Origin of the sequence: Kitasatospora sp. NPDC051164 (assembly GCF_044455625.1) — a bacterium.
Taxonomy (GTDB): domain Bacteria; phylum Actinomycetota; class Actinomycetes; order Streptomycetales; family Streptomycetaceae; genus Kitasatospora.
Map to the genome: position 1 here is coordinate 1 of NZ_JBITFB010000004.1, position 20,472 is coordinate 20,472.

Consider the following 20,472-nt stretch of genomic DNA (forward strand, 5'->3'; position numbering starts at 1 on the left):
GGGTAGGAGAACAGCTTGCCGGTCGACACCTCGACCGCCACCAGGTCCTTCTTGCCGTCCCCGTTGAAGTCACCCGCCGTCAGATCGGTCATCCCGGGGTCGGACGGGCCCTCCTCGCGGATGGACTTGTTGCGGACCGGCACGAAGGTGCCGTAGCCGGGGAAGTACGGGTAGGGGATCTCGCGGTAGTGGACGCCGCTGCCGGTGAACTCGTAGCCCATGTAGTGGCTGGAGTCGGTCCACTTCTCGAACAGCACCACGTGACCGTTGGCCCCGCTGTCGTCGTTGAGCAGCGCGTCGCCGGCCTTGAGGTCGCCCTTGCCGATGGACTCGGTGACGCCGCGCGGGCCGAAGGTGTCGGTGGTCAGCGAGTCGTCGAGATTCCAGGCCATCGAGACGTAACCCGAGCAGTCGGTGCGGTACCCGTTGTGCGAGCCGGTCCAGCTGTAGTCGAGGCCGATGCCGACCCAGGTCTTGGCGCGCCGGATCGCCTCGCTCCGGGTGACCGCCGGGGCCAGCACGGAGGCGACCGCCGAGGACCCGTCAGCCGCGGGCGCCTGGGCGACCCCGACCGGCTGGCCGGCGCCGCCGTACTCGCCGCCCGCGACGGCGACAGCGGCGGCGGGAGCGGGGGCGGGGGCGGGGGCGGCGGCGAACGCGGTGCCGCCCTGGACGAGCAGGCCGAGCGACAGCGAGCCGGCCAGCCCGAGGGCGACGGCGGACGTGCGGAGATAGGCCTTGCGGGACATGAATACTCCTGAAAATGGCATTCGGATGACCGGTGCGGCGCGTCGGCGCCCGGATCACCGGAAGAGGGAGCGCCGGAGGAAATCCGGCAGGATGTGGACGGCCGTCAGCCGGCGGCGGAAACGCGCCAGGACCGGAAGGCCGGGGACCGCGAGAGGGCGGCGGAACACATGGCCAGCGCATGGGCGGGGGCGTTGTCGCCACTCCCGCCGCTGGTGAAGAGGACGAGGTCGATGGAGTCCTGACGGGCTCTCGACTGGACGTGCTCCAGGCCGCCGAAGGGATCGGCGTGGGCCCAGAGCACGTCCTTCAGGACATGGGCGTCGGCAGCGGTGGGCGGACGCCGGTCGGAGCTCGTCAGGGTCAGGTGGACAATGTGCATCGGGTCCGGCTCAAGCCGCCGGCGCCGACGACGGTCACTTCTTGTTGTCCCAGCTGATGCTGCCCGGGTCGCCCAAGCCGCCCTTGCCGGCCCCGCCGCGGGCGGGGTCGCCGGTGGGGTCGCCCTGGCCGGGGTCGCTCGCCGCGGACACGCCCGTCACGCCGGCCGGTGCGGCGGCAACGGCGGTGGCGGCCGGCAGAGCGAGCGTGGCCATCACTGCGACAGCCGCGAGGACACCGGGAACGCGAGCGGTGATCCGCATGGAGAACAACCCCCTGGTTGATGGTCGGTCGGTTCGTGGGAGGGCGGCGGCTGGTTCCCGCCGTCCCACCGGCCCGGGGCTCGTCGCCCCTGCGGCTCGGTGATCCATATCCTGCAAGCCCCGGCCGGCGCTCCGGAAGGCCTTCCCTGAGGCATCATCAGGCCTGGCAGCATGGCGCCACCCCGGAGGCCCCGGCCACCCCCGCAGCTTCACCGACACATCGTCAGTTCTCCTTGCACACACATGATCGAACTGTGAGAATCATGAAGACGGCCTTGACATCTCCGGGCCGCGCATTGCCGAGACCGGGGGGAATCGTGCTCGAAGTGCTGGGGCTGGGCCCGACGGCGGAAGCCGTCTACGCGGTCCTGCTGGCCGAGCCCGGGTGCGGGATCACCGACCTCTGCCGTCGGCTCGGGCTCTCCGAGAGCGCCGCCAGAGAGGCCCTCGACCAACTCGCGGACCTGACGCTGCTGCGCCCCTCCCAGGAGGTCTCCGGCGCGCTGCGCCCGGTCAGCCCGGCGGTCGGCCTGGAGGCCGTGATCCGCCGCCAGGAGGACGACCTCGCCCGCCGCCAGCAGGAGCTGGCCGCCAGCAAGGCCGCCGTGGCCCGGGCCGTCGCCGCCTACGCCGATGTGATGCCCAACACCGCGTCGGACGCCACCGAGCGCCTGGTCGGGATGGACGCGATCCAGGCCAAGCTCGAAATGCTGGCGCGCGGCCTTCGGGAGGAGTTCCTCGCCGCGATCTCCGGCGGGGCGCAGTCCCAGGCCAGCCTGGACGCCGCCCGTCCGCTCGACCAGGACGCGCTGGAGCGCGGCGTCACCATGCGGACGCTCTACCAGGACAGCGTCCGCAATGACCAGGCCACCCACACGTACGCCCAGTGGCTCACCGGACTCGGCGGCCAGGTGCGGACGGCGCCCCTGCTGCCGCCCCGACTGCTGGTCTTCGACCGGCACACCGCCGTCGTCCCGATCGACCCGACGCAGACCAGGCTCGGGGCGCTCTGTACCAGCGAGCCCGGCCTGGTCGCCTCCCTCGTCGCCCTGTTCGAACAGGCCTGGTCCACCGCCGTGCCGCTCGGCGCCGACCAGCCCACCCATCACGACACCGGCCTCACCCCGGCCGAACGCGACCTGCTCCGGCTGCTCGGCACGGGCCTGACCGACGAGGCCGCCGGCAAGCGGCTCGGCATCTCGGTGCGCACCGTGCGTCGCCAGATGTCCGCCCTCATGGAGCGGCTCGACGCCGCCAGCCGCTTCGAGGCCGGCCTCAAGGCGGCGCAGCGCGGCTGGCTGTGAGCGGCCGGCACGGGGCTGCTGCGGGGCCACGCACGGCGTAGCCGTCCACGGCGAATCCCCAGGTCAGCCGTGTCCGAGCTGCGGATGTCCATGCCCGGGTGCAGACTCGCAGGTGGCCGGGGCGGGGGCGTGCTCGCGCCCGACGGAACCTTCCCGGCCACTCCCGGTCACTCTGCGTCGAAGGGGCATCACTCCATGCTCACCACCGACTTCCCCACCGGCTCCCCCTGCTGGATCGACCTCGGCAGCCCGGACATCCCCGCCACCGCCGAGTTCTACCGGAAGGTCTTCGGCTGGACGTTCCAGGAGGTCCCCGAGGCCGGTGGTTACGGCTTCTTCCAGCTGAACGGCAAGACCGTCGGCGCCCTCGGCAACCTCGACGAGGGGTCGCGGTCCGCCTGGACGACGTACTTCCGCACCGAGGACGTGGATGCCACGGTGAAGGCCGCCGAGCAGGCCGGTGCCACCGTCCGCGTGCCGCCGATGGACGTCATGCAGGAGGGCCGGTTCGCGGCGCTCACCGATCCGCAGGGCGCCGAGTTCGCCGTCTGGCAGGCCGGCAACACCAAGGGTCTGGGCGTCGTCTCCGAGGACGACGCGCTGGTCTGGTCGGAGCTGCACACCTCCGGCCCGGAGGTCGCTTTCGCCTTCTACGAGAAACTGTTCGGCTGGCGGATGGAGAACTTCGAGCCGTCGCCGGGCATGACCTACCGGGTGATCTCGACCTCGGAGGGCGACCAGCAGGCGACCAGCTTCGGCGGCATCGCCCCGACGATGTCCCCGGAGCAGCCCTCCGCCTGGACGCCGTACTTCGCGGCCGCCGACGTGGACGCGGTGATCGCGAAGGCGATGGCGGCCGGTGCCTCGGTGCTGATGGCGGCCTCGGACGTGGAGAACGTCGGCCGGCTGGCCTGGCTGGCGGATCCGAACGGCGCCCCGTTCGCACTGATCCACGGCGAGCCGCGGGAGTCCTGAGTCGCGACCGTACCTGAGTCGCGGACCCAAGTCGCGGCCGTACCTGAGCCGCGGACCTGAGCCGCGACGGGACCCGAGTCACGGCAGGAGTCCTGGGACACGTGAGGGCCCGCCGGTGCGCACCAGCGCCGGCGGGCCCTCATCCGCACGAAACGGTCACCGCACCGGGTGCCCGGCCTCCCGCAGCGCGCCCTTGACCTCGCCGATCCGCAGGTCCCCGAAGTGGAACACGCTGGCGGCCAGCACCGCGTCCGCGCCCGCGTCCACGGCCGGCGCGAAGTCGGCGAGCTTGCCGGCCCCGCCGGAGGCGATCACCGGCACGGAGACGGCCTTGCGCACGGCCCGGATCAGTTCCAGGTCGTAGCCGTCCTTGGTGCCGTCCGCGTCCATCGAGTTGAGCAGGATCTCCCCGGCGCCCAGTTCGGCGGCGCGGCCCGCCCATTCGACGGCGTCCAGGCCGGTGCCCTGGCGTCCGCCGTGCGTGGTGACCTCGAAGCCGGACGGCGTCTCGGTGCCTTCCGGGCAGCGCCGGGCGTCCACCGAGAGCACCAGCACCTGCCGCCCGAACCGCTGGGCGATCTCCCGGACCAGTTCCGGCCGGGCGATGGCGGCGGTGTTGACGCCCACCTTGTCGGCGCCGGCCCGCAGCAGCTTGTCGACGTCCTCGACGGCGCGGATGCCACCGCCGACGGTGAGCGGGATGAAGACCTGCTCGGCGGTGCGGCGGACCACGTCGTAGGTGGTCTCCCGGTCGCCGGAGGAGGCGGTGATGTCGAGGAAGGTGAGCTCGTCGGCGCCCTCGGCGTCGTAGAGCTTGGCCATCTCGACCGGGTCGCCGGCGTCGCGCAGGTTCTGGAAGTTGACGCCCTTGACCACCCGCCCGGCGTCCACGTCCAGACAGGGGATGACTCGTACGGCGAGGGTCACGGCTGATTGCCTTCCAGGGTCTTTGCCAGCCCGGAGCGGTACGCGTCGAGCTCGATCTCGACCATCATCCGGGAGTCGATCAGTCCCTCGACCACCACCATGGTGGCCACCGGGCGTGCGGCGTCGAAGAGTTCGTGGTGGGCGCGGCCCACTTCGTCGGCGTCGCGGACGTGGGTGATGTACATCCGGGTGCGGACCACGTCGTCCGCGGTCAGACCGTACGCGGCCAGGGCCGTGAGCCCGACGCCGAACGCGGCGAGGGTCTGCCGGTACGGGTCGCCCTCGTGCTCGATCCGGCCGTCCACCCAGGCGGTGGTGCCGGCCACGTGCACGTGGTCGCCCGCGGCGACGGCCCGGGAGTAGCCGAACTCGTCCTCCCAGGGGGAGAATCCGCTGACCCGGCCCCGCACGACCTCGCCCCGCACGACCTCGCCACGTACGATCCGACCATCGGTCATCCTGAAACCGCCTCCAGGGCCTCTTCGAGGGTGAACTTCTGCTCGTAGAGTGCCTTGCCCACGATGGCGCCCTCGACACCCTCGCCGACGAGCGTGGCGATGGCGCGCAGGTCGTCCAACGAGGAGACGCCGCCGGAGGCGACCACCGGGCGGTCGGTGGCGGCGCAGACGTCGCGAAGCAGCTGCAGGTTGGGGCCGGTCAGGGTGCCGTCGCGGTTGACGTCGGTGACGACGTAGCGGGCGCAGCCCTCCTGGTCGAGGCGCTCGAGCACCTCGAAGAGCTGGCCGCCGTCGCGGGTCCAACCGCGGCCGCGCAGGGTGGTGCCGACCACGTCCAGGCCGACGGCGATCTTGTCGCCGTGCTCGGCGATGGCCTTGGCGACCCACGCGGGGGCTTCCAGGGCGGCGGTGCCGAGGTTGACCCGGGTGCAGCCGGTGGCGAGGGCGCGGGCGAGCGACTCGTCGTCGCGGATGCCACCGGACAGTTCGACCTTGATGTCCAGCTGCCCGGTGACCTCGCGCAGCAGCTCGTAGTTGGAGCCGGTGCCGAAAGCGGCGTCGAGGTCGACCAGGTGCAGCCACTCGGCGCCGGCGTTCTGCCAGGCGAGGGCGGCGGCCAGCGGCTCGCCGAAGGAGGTCTCGGTGCCGGAGGCGCCCTTGACCAGGCGGACGGCCTGGCCGTCGCGGACGTCGACGGCGGGAAGCAGTTCGAGGCGGCTCAGGCCCCCGCTCTCGCTCCGCTCAGCGGTGGCTTCGCCAGGCACAGCCTCGACGGCTCGCTCACTTCGTTCGCTCATCAGATACAACTTTCAGCTCGTCAGAGGGTGTTGACCCAGTTGGTCAGCAGGGCGGCGCCGGCGTCACCGGACTTCTCGGGGTGGAACTGGGTGGCCCACAGCGGGCCGTTCTCGATGGCCGCGACGAACGGCTGCCCGTGCGTGGCCCAGGTGACCAGCGGCGGGTTGATCCGCGCGCTGTGGGTCTCCAGCTCCCAGCGCCGCACCCCGTAGGAGTGCACGAAGTAGAAGCGGGTCTGCGGGTCGAGGCCGGCGAACATCCGGCTGCCCTCGGGGGCGTCCACGGTGTTCCAGCCCATGTGCGGGACGACCGGGGCCTCCAGCGGTTCTACGGTGCCCGGCCACTCGTCGCAGCCGGCCGTCTCGACGCCGTGCTCGACGCCCTTCTCGAAGAGGATCTGCATGCCCACGCAGATGCCCATGACCGGGCGGCCCCCGGCGAGGCGGCGGTCGATGATCCAGTCCCCGCGGACCGACTTCAGCCCGCGCATGCAGGCCTCGAAGGCGCCGACACCGGGGACGAGCAGGCCGTCCGCGGCCATCGCGGTGTCGTAGTCGGAGCTGACCGTGACGTTCGCCCCGGTCCGCTCCAGGGCGCGCTGCGCGGAGCGGAGGTTGCCGGAGCCGTAGTCGAGGACGACGACGTTCTTGCCCATGTTCAGGTGTCCAGTCTTTCTAGGGCAGGTCTGGCAGGTCGGGCCAGGTCTGACACGTCTGGCAGGTCGGGCGGGGCTACAGGCGCATGACGCCGGCGGCCAGGCACATCCCCGCGCCCAGCCCCAGCACGAGGATGACGCCCTTCGGCAGCTTCTGCTTCCAGAAGGAGATCACTCCGCCGGCCAGGAAGAGGCCGACGAAGATCAGAGCCAACGCGGAATTGCTCACAGCGCACCCTTGGTCGACGGGAGGATGCCGGCCGCGCGCGAGTCGCGCTCGGCGGCGTAGCGCAGCGCCCGGGCCAGCGCCTTGAACTGGCACTCCACGATGTGGTGGGCGTTGCGCCCGTACGGCACGTGGACGTGCAGCGCGATCTGCGCCTGGGCCACGAAGGACTCCAGGATGTGCCGGGTCATCGTGGTGTCGTAGCTGCCGATCATCGGCGCCATGCCCTCGGGCTCGGTGTGCACCAGGTAGGGCCGGCCGGAGAGGTCCACGGTGACCTGGGCGAGCGACTCGTCCAGCGGCACCGTGCAGTTGCCGAAGCGGTAGATGCCGACCTTGTCGCCGAGCGCCTGCTTGAAGGCGGCGCCGAGCGCGAGGGCGGTGTCCTCGATGGTGTGGTGGGTGTCGATGTGCAGGTCGCCGTCGGTCTTGACGGTGAGGTCGAACAGGCCGTGCCGGCCGAGCTGGTCGAGCATGTGGTCGTAGAAGCCGACGCCCGTGGAGATGTCGGTCTTGCCGGTGCCGTCGAGGTCTATCTCGACCAGGACGGAGGTCTCCTTGGTGGTGCGCTCGACGCGTCCGATGCGGGACATGGGGGTTACAGCTCCTGACTGGCAGCGCGCGCGGAGCGTGCTCGATCAAGGGTGGGGGTGGGAGACGGGAGGGCGGTGCGGACGGCGTCCAGGAAGGCGTCGTTCTCGGCGGGGGTGCCGGCGGTGACGCGCAGCCACCCGGGCACGCCGTTGTCGCGGACCAGGACGCCCTGGTCGAGGATGGCCTGCCAGACGGCGTGGGTGTCGGCGAAGCGGCCGAACTGGATGAAGTTGGCGTCCGAGTCGGTCACCTCCAGTCCCATCGCCCGCAGCGCGTCGACCAGCCGGTCGCGCTGCTCCTTGAGCCGGCCGACGTACCCGAGCAGGGTGTCGGTGTGCTCCAGGCAGGCCAGCGCGGTGGCCTGGGTGACGGCCGACAGGTGGTACGGCAGGCGGACCAGCTGGACGGCGTCGACGACCGCCCGGTCGGCGGCCAGGTAGCCCAGGCGCAGCCCGGCCGCGCCGAAGGCCTTGGACATGGTGCGGGTGACCACCAGATTGGGGCGGCCCTCGATCAGCGAGAGCAGCGAGGCGCGGTGCGAGAACTCGACGTACGCCTCGTCCACGACGACCAGGCTGGGCCGGGCGGCCTGCGCGGCCTCGTACAGCCGCAGCACGGTGTCGGCTTCGACGGCGGTGCCGGTCGGGTTGTTCGGCGAGCAGATGAAGACCACGTTGGGCCGGTGCTCGGCGATCGCGGCGAGCGCGGCGTCGAGGTCGATGGTGAAGTCGTCGTTGCGCGGGCCGGAGATCCAGGCGGTGCCGGTGCCCCGGGAGATCAGCGCGTGCATCGAGTACGAGGGCTCGAAGCCGAGTGCGCTGCGGCCGGGGCCGCCGAAGGCCTGCAGCAGCTGCTGGAGGACCTCGTTGGAGCCGTTGGCGGCCCACACCTGCTCGCGCACGACCGGGAAGCCGGTGGTCCGCCCGAGGTACGCGGCGAGGCCCTCGCGCAGCTCGACCGCGTCCCGGTCGGGGTAGCGGTTGAGGTTGCGGGCGGCCTCGGCGACGCGCTCGGCGATCCGGGCCACCAGCTCCTCGGGCAGCCGGTACGGGTTCTCGTTGGTGTTCAGCTGGACGGGTACGTCCAACTGCGGTGCGCCGTACGGGGACTGGCCGCGCAGCTCGTCCCGGATCGGAAGATCGTCAATAGCGGTCACGAGCCCGGCACCGTCCAGTCGAATCGGGCCTTGATGGCGTCCCCGTGCCCAGGGAGGTCCTCGGCGTTCGCCAGGGTGACCACGTGCGCGGCGACGTCCGCCAGCGCGTCGCGGTCGTACTCGACCACCTGGACGCCGCGCAGGAAGGTCTGCACCGACAGCCCGGAGGAGTGGCAGGCGCAGCCGCCGGTGGGCAGCACGTGGTTGGAGCCGGCCGCGTAGTCGCCCAGCGAGACCGGGGTCCAGCGGCCGATGAAGATCGCGCCTGCGTTGACGACCCGGGCGGCCACCGCGTGCGGGTCGCGGGTCTGGATCTCCAGGTGCTCGGCCGCGTACGCGTTGACGACGGCGAGGCCCTGGGTGAGGTCGTCGACCAGGATGATGCCGGACTGCTTGCCGCCCAGCGCCTCGGCGACCCGCTCGCTGTGCTTGGTCTTGGCGACCTGCACGGTCAGTTCGGCCTCGACCGCGTCGGCCAGCGCCGGGGAGTCGGTGACCAGCACCGAGCCGGAGGTGGGGCCGTGCTCGGCCTGGCTGATCAGGTCGGCGGCGACGTCGGAGGGCAGCGCGCTGTCGTCGGCGAGGACGGCGATCTCGGTCGGTCCGGCCTCGGAGTCGATGCCGATCCGGCCGGCGAAGTAGCGCTTGGCGGCGGCCACGTAGATGTTGCCCGGGCCGGTGACCATGTTCACCGGCTCGCACTCCTCGGTGCCGAGGGCGAACATCGCGACGGCCTGGGCGCCGCCGACGGAGTAGACCTCGTCGACGCCGAGCAGCGCGCAGGCCGCCAGGATCGTCGGGTGGACGCGGCCGCCGAAGGCCTTCTGCGGCGGGGAGGTGACCGCGATACCCCGGACGCCCGCTTCCTGGGCCGGCACCACGTTCATCACCACGGAGGACGGGTAGACCGCGAGCCCGCCGGGCACGTACAGGCCGACCCGCTCGACCGGCACCCAGCGCTGGGTGACCGTGCCGCCCGGCACCACCTGGGTGGTGTGCCCGGTGCGGCGCTGGTCGGCGTGCACGGCGCGGGCCCGGCGGATCGACTCCTCCAGCGCGGCGCGTACCTGCGGGTCCAGCGTCTCCAGGGCCTCGGTCAGCTGCTCGGCCGGGACCCGGGTGGACTCCAGGCGGACGCCGTCGAAGCGCTCGGTGATCTCGATCAGCGCTGCGACCCCGCGATGGTGGACGTCCTCGGCGATCGGTCGCACCTTCTCCAGGGCGGCCGCGACGTCGAAGTCGGCACGGGGCAGCAGGTCACGCGGGTCGTCGAGCGAGCCGCGGAGGTCGATTCGAGAGATCACGCCACCCAGTGTAAGGAGTGGCCGGAACCGCTGGTCCCGCATTTCAGTCCGTGATACGAAAGGCGAGACGACCGGGGGACGGGGGAAACCATGGTGGAGCGCGCTCCAGAGGGCTGGACCGATACCGAGCGGCAGCTCTGGGAGGCCTACCACCAGGGGGAGATCCTCGACCTCCGCAGTGGCGGAGCCGACACCGACGACCCCTTCGGCGACGCCGTCTGGGACGCCCGGCGCACCGTCCGCGCCGAGGTGCTCGCCCACCTGCTGCTGGTCGGTCCGGAGCCCGCGCCCGGGCGCGTCGCCTCGCTGCGCCTCAGCGGCGCACTGGTCACCGGCGCGCTCAACCTGGCCGGCGCCGCCATCGGCCACTACGTCGAGCTGCACGACTGCCGCTTCGAGCACAAGATCCTCATCTCCGAGGCGGCGGTGTCCACGCTGCGCTTCGTGAACTGCCTGATCCCCCGCCTGGAGGCCTCCCGGCTCTCCACCACCGGCGACCTCCACCTCGCCCGCTGCCGCCTCCCCGACGGCATCCGGCTCACCGACGCCAGGATCGGCACCGACCTGCTGCTCAACCAGGCCGTCGTCGGCGGCGACCGCTACGGCCGTGCCGTCTCCGCCGACGGGATCAGCGTCAACCAGGACTTCGAGGCCGAACGCCTGCACACCCAGGGCGAGTTGAGCATACGAACCGCCCGGATAGGCGGCCGGCTCTCGCTGCGCGGCGCCCAGCTGCACGCCGACCGGCAGCACAACAACACCTGCCTCAACGCCGTCCGGGTCACCGTCGGCCACACCCTCTACCTGACTGGCTCCGCCGACCGCGGCTGGGCGGGCTCCCGCGGCTACTACGGGTCCGGCTACGGCGCGAACCCGCCGCCCGACGGCCCCGTCACCCCCTTCCGCGCCTTCGGCCGGGTCCGGCTGTCCGACAGCCGCTTCGACGGCGCCTGCCTGATCTCCGGCGAATTCCACCTGGAGGGTGACGACGAACTCTCCCTGCGCCGCATCCACACCCCCGAGCTGCGCTTCACCTGCAAGTTCCGCCCCACCGGCACGGTCTCGCTCTCCCGCGCCCGGGTCGGCAACCTGGTCGACATCCCCGAGGCCTGGCCGCTCGGCAAGCACCTGGGCCTGACCGGCTTCGTCTACGAGAACCTGCGCCCGCTGAGGGCCTTCGGCATCCAGGAGCGGATCGAGTGGCTGGAGGGCTCCTCGGTCGAGTTCCAGCCGGAGTCCTACGAGCAGCTGGCCGCCGCCCTGCGCCGGGACGGGGCCGACGACGACGCCCGCGAGGTGCTGTACGCCAAGCAGCGCCGGCGCCGCCGGACCCTGCCGCTGCCCGCCCGGGTCTGGGGCGCCGTCCAGGACGCCACCGTCGGCTACGGCTACCGCCCCGGCCGGGCGGGCCTGTGGCTGCTGCTCGCCTGGGTCCTCGGCAGCCTCTGGTTCGCCACCCACCCGCTGGAGCCGCTCAAGGCCGACGAACGGCCGCACTGGAACCCGGTGCTCTACACCCTCAACCAGCTGCTGCCGATCGTCGATCTCAACCAGGGCGGCTGGAACCCGGGCGGCCTCGCCCAGTGGATCTCCGCCGCACTCGTGGTCATCGGCTGGCTGCTCGCCTCCACCGTCGTCGCGGGCGCCACCCGGATGCTTCAGCGCGGGTGAGCCCTCAACCGCGCGACAAGGCCCCCGTCCGGGGAACTACGCTGTCCGCCGTGACAGAACGGCTTCCGCTCTTCCCGCTGAACACCGTGCTCTACCCGGGCCTGGTGCTGCCCCTGAACGTCTTCGAGGAGCGCTACCGCCGTCTCGTCGCCGACCTGCTCGAACAGCCCGAGGACGCCCCCCGGCGCTTCGGCGTGCTCGCGATCAAGGACGGCCGCGAGGTCGCCCCGGTCCGGCCCGAGGAAGGCCCGGCCGGACCGCTCGACGGCCTCGGCACGTTCACCGGGGACCCGCTCGAGGCGGTCTTCCCGGTCGGCTGCGTCGCCGACGTCGCCTCCGCCGAGCACCAGCCCGACGGCCGCTACGAGCTCCTGGTCACCGGCACCACCCGGTTCCGGCTCCGCTCGGTGGACGTCTCCGGTCCGTACCTGACCGGCGAGATCGAGCCGATCGAGGAACGCCCCGGCGAGGGCTCCGGCGCGCTGGCCGCCGAGGTCGAGCGGGCCTTCCGGGTCTACCAGAAGCGCCTCGCCGGCGCCCGCGAGGCCAGCACCGTCGGCCGCCAGGACCTCCCCGACGACCCGCAGGTGCTCTCCTACCTGGTCGCCGCCGCCTCGGTGTTCGAGACCCCGGTCAAGCAGCAGCTGCTCGCCTGCCCGGACACCGCCCAGCGCCTGCGCACCGAACTCGACCTGCTGCGCCGCGAGACCGCCGTCCTCACCTGGCTGCCCTCGCTGCCCGCCGTCGACCTCACCCGCCAGTCCTTCAGCCCCAACTGACCCAGAAACCAGGAACCCAGGAGCCCAGGACCCCTCGCATGGCCAAGAAGACCAAGAAGGGCGGCCAGGGCACCCCGGCCACCGTCGCCCTGGAATCCGCCGCCGTCCCGTTCACCGTGCACGCCTACGACCACGACCCCGCCGCCGCCTCCTACGGCGGTGAGGCGGCGGAGGTCCTCGGTGTGGCCGCCGAGCGCGTCTTCAAGACCCTGGTGGCCGACGTGGACGGCACCCTCACCGTCGGCGTGGTCCCCGTCGCCGGCCAGCTCGACCTCAAGGCCCTGGCCTCGGCCGTCGGCGGCAAGCGCGCCACCATGGCCGACCCCGCGGCCGCCGAACGCAGCAGCGGCTACGTCCTCGGCGGCATCTCCCCGCTGGGCCAGCGCCGCCCCCTGCGCACCGTCGTCGACGCCAGCGCCCTCACCCACCCCACCGTCTACGTCTCGGCGGGCCGCCGGGGCCTGGAAGTGGAACTCGCCCCCGCCGACCTCATCGCCCTCACCCGGGCCCACACCGCCCCCATCGCCCGCTGAACCCGCTGAACCCGCTGAGCCCGCGCCCACCGGGCCCCCACCGGAAACGCCGCAGGGCGGAAGGCCGCGGCCCGGTCCCCGGACCACCGACTTTCCGCCCTGCCACCACACCGCGAACCGCGAACCTCGGACCGCCGAACCTCAGCCCCGGTCCTCCGGCCCCACCGGAAGCGTGGGCGGAGCCGCCGGGGGAGCGACCGGCGCCCCCCAGTACGGCGGCGGGTCCTCCTCCCGCTTGCCGAACGCCGCCGACAGCGCGAGCAGCACCACCATCGCCGTCATCGGCCACACCAGCAGCGCGCCCATCGCCCCCAGGTCGATGTTCGCGTCGAAGTGCCCGCCGTTCCCGACCCGCCGGGCCTCGCCGATCAGGTCCTTGGTCGGCCCGAGCCACCGGCCGATCCGCCAGGCCCCCAGGGCCCCGAGCAGTCCGCCGACGGTCAGCCCCAGCGCGACCGCGATGCCGCCGCCGCGTCGCCGGGTGACCAGGAAGGCGCCGAGTGCGGTCAGGATGCCGGCGCCCAGGGCGATGATCACGAACACCGCGTCGGCCCCGGCCCGCTGCTCGCCCTCGGGGTCCACATAGAGGATCCGGTCGCCGTCCACGACCAGCGGCACCTTCGGTGCCAGCCAGGCCCACAGGGCGGCCATCACCAGCCCGGCCACCAGGCAGGCGACGACGACCCCCGCCCAGACCCGTACCTCCGGCAGCAGCCGCTGCACCAGCGAAGGCCCGTGAGCGTCGGACGCGACGGGCGCAAGCCCCTGCGGGGGCGCGTACGGGTCGGGCACGGCGTCGGGCACGGCGTCGGGCACGGCGTCGGGCACGGCGTCTTCCGGCGCCGCCTGCACATCGGTGTGGGCGGGATCCGGAGGTGTGTTCGGTACGGTCACAGGCCCCATCGTTTCACGCCGCCCCTCGGAACGACCCCACCACCCGTTCGGCCCTTACCGCGCGACGGCCCGCCGGTACGCCCACGTGGCCACGCCCAGCGACACCACGCCCACCCCGGCGCACACCCCCAGGTCCGCGAGCACCATCGCCCAGTCCGGGTCGGGTGTGAAGGTCCGCGCGAAGGCCTCCACCCCGTACGTGGACGGCAGCAGGTCCCGCAGCCACAGCACCGGCTGCGGCAGGTGGTCGACCGGCAGCACGCCGAGCAGCAGGGCGGCGGACATGCCGAGCTGCCCGAGCATGGTCGCGATCTCCTGCCGGGGCGCGAGCAGCCCGCAGGCCGCACCCAGCCCGGACAGCGCGGCCCCGGCGAGCGGGACGACCGCCAGCAGCACCCACAGCTGTCCGAGCGGCAGTCCGAACATGACCGCCCCGACGGCCGCGGTGGCGACCGTCCCGGGCAGGGTGAAGGAGGCGTACGCGGCGGCCGCCCCGAGCACCACCGAGGCCGCCGGCACCGGCAGCGTCGCGTAGTGGTCGAGGCCGCCGGTGGCCCGCAGCTTCCCGAAGTACTGGGCGAGCAGGTTCAGCGCGACGAACGCCACCACCAGCACGCTCGACCCGGCGACCACCGACCGTGCCGCCGAGGACTGCCCGGCGTCCACGACGCCGCGCATCATCACCAGGATGCCGACGGACTGGAAGGTGGCGACGAACAGCAGCGGGATCCGCGCGACCCGCGCCCGGGCGAGCTGCGCCCGGTACACGGCGGCGAGGGCCGGCAGCAGCCGGGCCGCGGGGGCGAGCGGGGCGGGTCCGGCCGAGGTCCGGTCGGTTCGCGGTGGCGCCGAGAGCAGGGTCACTTGGCCAGTCCTCCGTGGCGGCCGCCCAGCTTGAGGTAGGCGTCCTCGAGGCTCGGGGTGGCGAGGGTGAAGTCGTCGAGCGCGGCGAAGGCCGGGCCGGTGGTGACGGCGGCGACCAGTTCGCGGGCCTGGTCGGGGGTGGTGCGGACGGTCCAGCGGCGCCCGGTGCACTCGGCGCGTTCGCGCAGCGCGGCGACGGCGGGCACACCGATGGGTGCCTCGTCGCGCCAGACCAGGTCGAGCCGGACGTCGCCGTCCACGAGCGCCTTGAGCCCGCCGGGCGTGTCGCAGGCGATCACCCGGCCCTCGTCCACCACGGCGACCCGGTCGAGCACGGTCTCCGCCTCGATCACGTTGTGGGTGACCAGCAGCACGGTCGTGCCGTGTTCGGCACGCCGCCGGTCGACGGCGCTCCACACGGCCCGCCGGGCGACGGGGTCCATGCCGGTGGTCGGTTCGTCGAGGACGAGCAACGGCCGGTCCCCGACCAGGGTGGCCGCGAAGCAGGCGAGCCGCCGCTGCCCGCCGGACAGCTTGGCGAGCGGGCGGGCGGCGATGGCCGTCAGCCCGAGTTCGTCCAGGACGTCGGCGGCCGTGCTCCGGGCCTGCGCCCGGCCGAGCCCGCGCAGCCGCCCGGTCGTCTCGGCGGCGAGGGCGACCGTCAGCTCGTCCAGCGCGGTGGATTCCTGCCCGAGGTACCCGAGCAGCCGGGCGGCCCGCTCGGGGTGTCGCACGATGTCGTGGCCGAGGAGTTCGACCGTGCCGGAGTCGGGGCGCAGCAGTCCGGTGAGCTGGCGGACCAGCGTCGACTTCCCGGCGCCGTTGGGCCCGAGCAGCCCGAAGATCTCGCCTTGCCGGACGGTGAGGCTGATGCCGTCGTTGGCCCGGATCTCGGTGGCGGCCGCGCCGCGTCCGGTGCGGTAGGTCCTGACCAGGTCGCGCACGGCGATGCACGGCGGGGTTTCGTCGGGGGCTCTCCCGGCCGTCTCACTCACGACCGAAGACTCTACGCGCTCATACGGGCGAACCGGACAAGGGGGCCTGTTCGCCGGGAACGGCGGGTGTCACACCGCGCATCCGGTGCGCCTCAGCCGGCTCAGCCGCCGACGGCCGCCGACGACCGTCGACCCGGTCGTCATCGACTCAGTCGTCGACGACCATCGACCCGCCCGGCACCCGTGCGGCCAGTTCCTTCCAGAACCCGGCCCGGATGGCGTAGCGGTCGTGCTCGTCGATCTGGTCGTCCTTGTGCGCGAGCAGCCCGAAGCGGGCGGCGTAGCGGAGCAGTTCGCCGTCGACGCGGTGGGGGATGCGCGGGTAGTCGGGCCACAGCACGGTGAGCCGTTCGGAGTCGCCGATCCGGTCGCTCCAGCGGCGGGCGAAGACCTGCCCGACTTCGTGGGCGTCGCCGCCGATGGTGGTGATGTCCTCCTCGCGGTCGGCCCACCGCTGTTCGGAGGTGGTGAGCTGGGCGAGGGTGGGCAGGCTGTCGCCGGCGGTGACGGCGGGTTCCGGGGCGGGCCGGTCGACCCAGCCGCGGTCGGAGGACCACCGCAGCACCGGTCCGGCCTGCGCGACGGCGCCGTGCCCGTTCGTACCGTGGCCGTTCAGGCCGTGCCCGTTCGCGCCGTGCCCGTTGACGCCGGCCCCGACCGTCCCGGCCCCGACCGCCCCGTGCCCGTTCGCCACCGGGGTGATCGGTGTGACGGAGGAGGCGCGTCCGGCCAGGTCCTTCGGCGTGGGGACGACCTTGAGCGCGGTGGCCGCGGACTGCGGCCGCCCGTTGGCGGCGGAGGCAGCGCCCTCCTCGGCGACGGCCGCCGGACGGACCGCCGCCGGCGCCACGCCCGGCACGACGCTGGGCAGCGCGGCCGGCGGGGCGGCGAGGATCTTGGTGATCTCCTGCCGTGCCCCGGGCGCCGGGAAGAGGTTGGAGTTGTCCCGCAGCGAGAACGACCCCTCGATCCACTCCCGGTCCAGCACCCGCCGCTCGTCCGCTTCGCCGACCAGGTCCTCGGACTGGTTGAAGTCGCCGTCGGCGGCCTGCAGGGCCCACAGGTGGACGGCGACGCCGTGCTCCTTGGCGGTCATCATGCCGGGCAGCAGGTCACCGTCCCCGGTGATCAGTACGACGTCGGCGCAGGCCCGGTTGCGGGCGAGTTCGGAGAGTTCGGCGTGCATGGCGGCGTCCACGCCCTTCTGCACCCAGCGCCCCTCGGCCCGGGTGAGCGCTCCGAGCCGTACGGTGACCCGGGGCAGGACGCGCAGCCGCCGGTGCTCGGGCATCGGGCGCCGGTCGGGCGCGGCGTCGAACCAGTAGATGCGCAGTAGCGGCAGCCCGGTCTCGGCCTCGGCGCGCTCGCGCAGCGCGGTGATGAGGGCCGTGTGGTTCACGGTGACTTTGGACCGGGACGGATCCCCCGCGAGCAGGCTGGCGGCGGCGCCCAGCAGATATCCGGCGTCCACCAGGACGACACAGCGGTCCATCGCGCACCTCTTTTCGCTCGCCCTCGGAATCAGTCGGGTGGGGCGTTCGGGGGGCGGGCGGTCCGCCCTCCGTCGGGGCGTGCCGAGGTGAGGGGCCCCCGTCGTCGCCCGATCGTTGGGTCACCTTTTACCCGGGGTTCGCCTGCCGAACCTTGCCGGATGTCCCGGTACCGCAACAGCCGCCCCAACGGCACGCAAAGAAACGCGAAGGCGGGCCCCGTTCAACGACGGAGCCCGCCCGAGGTCACGCGGCGGCGTACGGGCCCATGGGCCCTGGGCTTGGCGATCCCCCCTGGTCATGGCCGGCCCCGGGCTTGGCGAGCCCCGGCGCTCAGCCCTTGAGCTCGGCGGCGACCAGCTCGGCCAGCTGGACGGCGTTGAGCGCGGCGCCCTTGCGCAGGTTGTCGTTGGAGATGAACAGCGACAGCCCGTTGTCCACGGTCTCGTCCGCCCGGATGCGCCCGACGTAGCTCGGGTCCTTGCCCGCGGCCTGCAGCGGGGTGGGGATGTCGGACAGCTCGACGCCGGGGGCGGCGGCGAGCAGCTCGGCGGCGCGCTCGGGGCTGATCGGGCGCTCGAAGCGGGCGTTGATCTGCAGCGAGTGGCCGGAGAAGACCGGGACGCGCACGCAGGTGCCGGCGACCTTCAGCTCCGGGATGCCGAGGATCTTGCGGCTCTCGTGGCGGAGCTTCTGCTCCTCGTCGGTCTCGTTGGAGCCGTCGTCGACGATGGAGCCGGCCAGCGGCAGCACGTTGAAGGCGATCGGGCGCTTGTAGACCTTGGGCTCGGGGAACTCGACCGCGGCGCCGTCGTGGGCGAGCGCGGCGGCACCGTCGATGACCTTGGCGGCCTGGTCCTGCAGCTCGGCGACGCCGGCGACGCCGCTGCCGGAGACGGCCTGGTAGGTGGAGACGATCAGCGCGGCCAGGCCGGCCTCCGCGTGCAGCGGGCGCAGCACGGGCATGGCGGCCATGGTGGTGCAGTTCGGGTTGGCGATGATGCCCTTGGGGCGGTCCGCGATGGCCTCGGGGTTGACCTCGGAGACGACCAGCGGGACCTCGGGGTCGCGGCGCCAGGCGGAGGAGTTGTCGATGACGACGGCACCGGCCGCGGCGACCTTCGGGGCGAGGGCCTTGGAGGTAGAACCGCCGGCGGAGAAGATCACGATGTCGAGGCCCGTGTAGTCGGCCGTGGCCGCGTCCTCGACGGTGACCTCGGCGCCCTGCCACGGCAGCGTGCGCCCGGCCGAGCGGGCCGAGGCGAACAGCCGCAGCTGCTCCACCGGGAAGTTCCGGTCCGCCAGGATCTCGCGGACCACGCTGCCGACCTGGCCGGTGGCACCGACAATGCCGATCTTCATTCCGACTACTCCTCTGAATGGTGCTGTTCACAGCCGCACTCTGCCCATCATGCCTTGTCACGCGGGCCGGGCGACCTGCCATTTCACTGGTTGAGAGGCTTCCCGGACGGGATTCCGGACGGACCCTAGTGGTCCAGACCATTCGCCAGCGCCAACGCGGCCTCCACCTCGGCCCGGTCGGCCGGCAGCAGCGGCAGCCGTACGTCCGGGGTCGGGATCCGCCCCTGGGCGTGCAGCACGCCCTTGGTGACCGTCGGGTTCGGCGCCGTGAACGCGGCCAGCGCCAGCCCGGTCAGCCGGTGCCCGAGCGCCCGCGCCCGCTCGACGTCCCCCGCCTGCCAGGCCTGCGCCAGCTCCACGAACCGGCCGGTCGCCAGGTGCGCGGCGGCGAGGATGCCCCCGGCCGCGCCGAGCGCCAGCATCGGCGGCAGGAAGGCGTCCTCCCCGGTGAGGAACGCGAACCCCTCGGGGGTGTCGGCGAGCAGCTCCGCCGCCGTCTGGTCCAGCCCGCCGGTCGCGTACTTGACGCCCACCACGCCCTCGATCGCGGCGAGTTCGCGCAGCGCGGCGGTGGAGAGCTGCTGCCCGGTGCGGTACGGGATCTGGTAGACGAGCAGCGGCAGCGGGCTGCCGGCGGCCAGCGCCCGGAAGTGCGCGACCGTCCCCGCCTCGCCGGGCCGCACGAACGCCGGGACGGTGACCAGCGCGGCCGCGGCACTCGGCACCCGCGCACCGAGCGCGGCCAGCGACTCGCCGACGGCCCGGGTGTCCCCACCGTGCGCGCCGACGATCAGCTGCGCCCCGCGCGCGGCGCAGGCGGCTGCGGCGACGTCCACCACCGCGTCCCGCTCCTCGGCGCTCAGCGCGGCCGGCTCGCCGGTGGTGCCGAGCGCGCACAGGCCGGCCGCACCGGCGTCGAGCAGCCCGTGTGCGAGCTTCTCCAGCGCGTCCAGCGCGACGGTGCCGTCGGCGGCGAAGGGGGTGATCAGGGGGACGTAGATGCCCTTGAGTTCCATGCCCACGATCCTGCGGCCCGCCGATCACCCAGGTCCAGTTCACATTTCCGACGCTTCTCGTAAGCTGAGCCGATGCTCGACTAGGCTGAGCCGATGCTCGACGTCCGACGCCTGCGCCTGCTGCGCGAACTCGCCCACCTCGGCACCATCGCGGCCGTCGCCGAGGCGCTCTCCTTCAGCCCGTCGGCGGTCTCCCAGCAGCTGTCCGTCCTGGAGAAGGAGGCGGGTGTCCCGCTGCTGGAGCGCACCGGCCGGCGGGTCACCCTCACCCCGGCCGGACGCAACCTGGCCCGGCATGCCGAATCGGTGCTCGCCCTCCTGGAGCAGGCGGGCGCCGAACTCGCCCACGCCAAGCGGGGATTGGCCGGTCCGCTGCGGATCGGCACCTACCCGTCGGCGGCCCGCGCGATCATCCCGGCGGTGCTCGGCGAACTGGCCGCCTGGCACCCCGGACTGGAGCCGATGGTCACCGAGGTCGACCCGGCGGCCGTCGGCGCGGCCCTGCGCGCGGGCGAACTGGACGTGGCCCTGGTCCACGAGTACGACCTCGTCCCCACCGACCCCGAACCCGGCCTCGCCACGACCCGCCCGGTCTTCACCGAACCCATGTACCTGGCCGCCCGCACCCCGGGCACCATCGCCGAACAGCGCGGCGCGCCGTGGATCATGTCCTCACCCGGCACCCTCTGCCACACCATGGCCGTCCGCGCCTGCGAGTCGGCCGGCTTCGCACCCCGGATCCGCCACCAGATCGACGACTTCACCACCGTGCTCGCGCTGGTCGCCGCCGGTCAGGGCGTGGCCCTCGTCCCCCACCTCGGCACCGCCCAGCCCCCGCCCGGCGTCGTCCTCACCCGTCTCCCCATGTACCGCCGCACCCGCGCCGCCTTCCGCGCCGGCGCCGGCTCCCACCCGGCCGTCTCCGCCTTCGTCTCCGCCCTCCACACCGCGGTACCCCCGGGCCTCGGCAGCGGTTCCTGAAAACCCCTGCCCCTCTCCCCCGACTCCCCCGACGGAAGTTCCCCGCGCCCGAAAGGGTCGCGGGGAACCGGGCGAGGCGAATGGCCGCTACCCGCGCTC

General features: G+C 73.2%; 22 protein-coding genes and 1 pseudogene. 6 read left to right on the top strand and 17 right to left on the bottom strand.

The window, feature by feature from the left end:
- From ACIBEC_RS07055 to ACIBEC_RS07065, 3 genes and pseudogenes are all read right to left on the bottom strand, one after another.
- Positions 1 to 749 (bottom strand): annotated as a pseudogene (locus ACIBEC_RS07055) (VCBS repeat-containing protein); the annotation flags it as partial.
- A 104-nt stretch (positions 750 to 853) separates the two neighbouring features.
- Positions 854 to 1,129, bottom strand: a complete 276-nt coding sequence (locus ACIBEC_RS07060) for a hypothetical protein (RefSeq protein WP_360505463.1) — start codon at positions 1,127 to 1,129, stop codon at positions 854 to 856.
- Positions 1,130 to 1,163: 34 nt separating this feature from the next.
- Positions 1,164 to 1,391: a hypothetical protein gene (locus tag ACIBEC_RS07065; protein ID WP_396287775.1), complete on the bottom strand. Its 228-nt coding sequence runs from the start codon at positions 1,389 to 1,391 to the stop codon at positions 1,164 to 1,166.
- A gap of 317 nt (positions 1,392 to 1,708) precedes the next feature.
- Between ACIBEC_RS07065 and ACIBEC_RS07070 the strand changes: the two genes are divergently transcribed.
- Positions 1,709 to 2,695, top strand: coding sequence for a LuxR C-terminal-related transcriptional regulator (locus ACIBEC_RS07070; protein ID WP_360505459.1), 987 nt, complete (start codon positions 1,709 to 1,711; stop codon positions 2,693 to 2,695).
- A gap of 195 nt (positions 2,696 to 2,890) precedes the next feature.
- Positions 2,891 to 3,670, top strand: coding sequence for a VOC family protein (locus ACIBEC_RS07075; protein WP_360505457.1), 780 nt, complete (start codon positions 2,891 to 2,893; stop codon positions 3,668 to 3,670).
- A gap of 156 nt (positions 3,671 to 3,826) precedes the next feature.
- On the opposite strand, the gene hisF is transcribed toward ACIBEC_RS07075, so the two are convergent.
- From hisF to hisD, 8 genes are all read right to left on the bottom strand, one after another.
- Entirely contained in the window at positions 3,827 to 4,597 is a 771-nt protein-coding gene (hisF, locus tag ACIBEC_RS07080; protein ID WP_360505455.1) for an imidazole glycerol phosphate synthase subunit HisF, read from the bottom strand.
- Positions 4,594 to 5,055, bottom strand: a complete 462-nt coding sequence (locus tag ACIBEC_RS07085; RefSeq protein ID WP_360505453.1) for a RidA family protein — start codon at positions 5,053 to 5,055, stop codon at positions 4,594 to 4,596. Before ACIBEC_RS07085 ends, hisF begins: the two co-directional genes overlap by 4 nt.
- Positions 5,052 to 5,777 (bottom strand): bifunctional 1-(5-phosphoribosyl)-5-((5-phosphoribosylamino)methylideneamino)imidazole-4-carboxamide isomerase/phosphoribosylanthranilate isomerase PriA, encoded by a 726-nt coding sequence (gene priA, locus ACIBEC_RS07090; RefSeq protein ID WP_360505475.1) that lies wholly within the window; start codon positions 5,775 to 5,777, stop codon positions 5,052 to 5,054. The genes ACIBEC_RS07085 and priA overlap by 4 nt, the downstream gene beginning before the upstream one ends.
- Positions 5,778 to 5,872: 95 nt before the next feature.
- Entirely contained in the window at positions 5,873 to 6,508 is a 636-nt protein-coding gene (hisH, locus tag ACIBEC_RS07095; protein WP_360505451.1) for an imidazole glycerol phosphate synthase subunit HisH, read from the bottom strand.
- 76 nt (positions 6,509 to 6,584) lie between these two features.
- Positions 6,585 to 6,737 carry a hypothetical protein gene (locus tag ACIBEC_RS07100; RefSeq protein WP_360505449.1) on the bottom strand — a complete coding sequence of 51 codons (153 nt, stop codon included), beginning with the start codon at positions 6,735 to 6,737 and terminating at the stop codon, positions 6,585 to 6,587.
- Entirely contained in the window at positions 6,734 to 7,327 is a 594-nt protein-coding gene (gene hisB / locus ACIBEC_RS07105; RefSeq protein WP_360505447.1) for an imidazoleglycerol-phosphate dehydratase HisB, read from the bottom strand. The genes ACIBEC_RS07100 and hisB overlap by 4 nt, the downstream gene beginning before the upstream one ends.
- 5 nt (positions 7,328 to 7,332) lie before the next feature.
- The gene (locus ACIBEC_RS07110; RefSeq protein WP_360505446.1) at positions 7,333 to 8,484 is read right to left on the bottom strand and encodes a histidinol-phosphate transaminase; all 1,152 of its coding nucleotides are present in this window, start codon (positions 8,482 to 8,484) and stop codon (positions 7,333 to 7,335) included.
- Positions 8,481 to 9,788 carry a histidinol dehydrogenase gene (gene hisD / locus ACIBEC_RS07115; RefSeq protein ID WP_360505444.1) on the bottom strand — a complete coding sequence of 436 codons (1,308 nt, stop codon included), beginning with the start codon at positions 9,786 to 9,788 and terminating at the stop codon, positions 8,481 to 8,483. Before hisD ends, ACIBEC_RS07110 begins: the two co-directional genes overlap by 4 nt.
- A 90-nt stretch (positions 9,789 to 9,878) precedes the next feature.
- On the opposite strand from hisD, the gene ACIBEC_RS07120 reads away from it, so the two are divergent.
- Genes ACIBEC_RS07120 through ybaK form a run of 3 tightly spaced genes read left to right on the top strand, consistent with a single transcriptional unit; the run spans position 9,879 to position 12,771 of the window.
- A complete protein-coding gene (locus ACIBEC_RS07120) occupies positions 9,879 to 11,459 on the top strand; it encodes an oxidoreductase (RefSeq protein ID WP_360505442.1) in 1,581 nt (526 codons plus the stop codon).
- 50 nt (positions 11,460 to 11,509) lie between these two features.
- Positions 11,510 to 12,238 (top strand): LON peptidase substrate-binding domain-containing protein, encoded by a 729-nt coding sequence (locus tag ACIBEC_RS07125; RefSeq protein ID WP_360505440.1) that lies wholly within the window; start codon positions 11,510 to 11,512, stop codon positions 12,236 to 12,238.
- A 38-nt stretch (positions 12,239 to 12,276) separates the two neighbouring features.
- Positions 12,277 to 12,771 carry a Cys-tRNA(Pro) deacylase gene (ybaK, locus tag ACIBEC_RS07130; protein WP_360505438.1) on the top strand — a complete coding sequence of 165 codons (495 nt, stop codon included), beginning with the start codon at positions 12,277 to 12,279 and terminating at the stop codon, positions 12,769 to 12,771.
- Positions 12,772 to 12,912: 141 nt separating this feature from the next.
- Here ybaK and ACIBEC_RS07135 read toward each other — a convergent pair whose 3' ends face one another.
- From ACIBEC_RS07135 to ACIBEC_RS07160, 6 genes are all read right to left on the bottom strand, one after another.
- Positions 12,913 to 13,665, bottom strand: coding sequence for a hypothetical protein (locus ACIBEC_RS07135; protein ID WP_360505436.1), 753 nt, complete (start codon positions 13,663 to 13,665; stop codon positions 12,913 to 12,915).
- Between the two features lie 54 nt (positions 13,666 to 13,719).
- Positions 13,720 to 14,529 carry an ABC transporter permease gene (locus tag ACIBEC_RS07140; RefSeq protein ID WP_396287777.1) on the bottom strand — a complete coding sequence of 270 codons (810 nt, stop codon included), beginning with the start codon at positions 14,527 to 14,529 and terminating at the stop codon, positions 13,720 to 13,722.
- The gene (locus tag ACIBEC_RS07145; RefSeq protein WP_360505434.1) at positions 14,526 to 15,524 is read right to left on the bottom strand and encodes an ABC transporter ATP-binding protein; all 999 of its coding nucleotides are present in this window, start codon (positions 15,522 to 15,524) and stop codon (positions 14,526 to 14,528) included. The genes ACIBEC_RS07140 and ACIBEC_RS07145 overlap by 4 nt, the downstream gene beginning before the upstream one ends.
- 148 nt (positions 15,525 to 15,672) lie before the next feature.
- On the bottom strand, positions 15,673 to 17,016 hold the full coding sequence (locus tag ACIBEC_RS07150; RefSeq protein ID WP_360505432.1) for an NYN domain-containing protein: 1,344 nt from the start codon (positions 17,014 to 17,016) through the stop codon (positions 15,673 to 15,675).
- A gap of 331 nt (positions 17,017 to 17,347) precedes the next feature.
- Positions 17,348 to 18,376 (bottom strand): aspartate-semialdehyde dehydrogenase, encoded by a 1,029-nt coding sequence (locus tag ACIBEC_RS07155; RefSeq protein ID WP_360505430.1) that lies wholly within the window; start codon positions 18,374 to 18,376, stop codon positions 17,348 to 17,350.
- A 125-nt stretch (positions 18,377 to 18,501) separates the two neighbouring features.
- Entirely contained in the window at positions 18,502 to 19,392 is an 891-nt protein-coding gene (locus tag ACIBEC_RS07160; RefSeq protein WP_360505428.1) for a dihydrodipicolinate synthase family protein, read from the bottom strand.
- Between the two features lie 93 nt (positions 19,393 to 19,485).
- Here ACIBEC_RS07160 and ACIBEC_RS07165 point away from each other — a divergent pair, with 93 nt between their 5' ends.
- A complete protein-coding gene (locus ACIBEC_RS07165; protein ID WP_360505426.1) occupies positions 19,486 to 20,373 on the top strand; it encodes a LysR family transcriptional regulator in 888 nt (295 codons plus the stop codon).
- Positions 20,374 to 20,472: the final 99 nt, after the last annotated feature.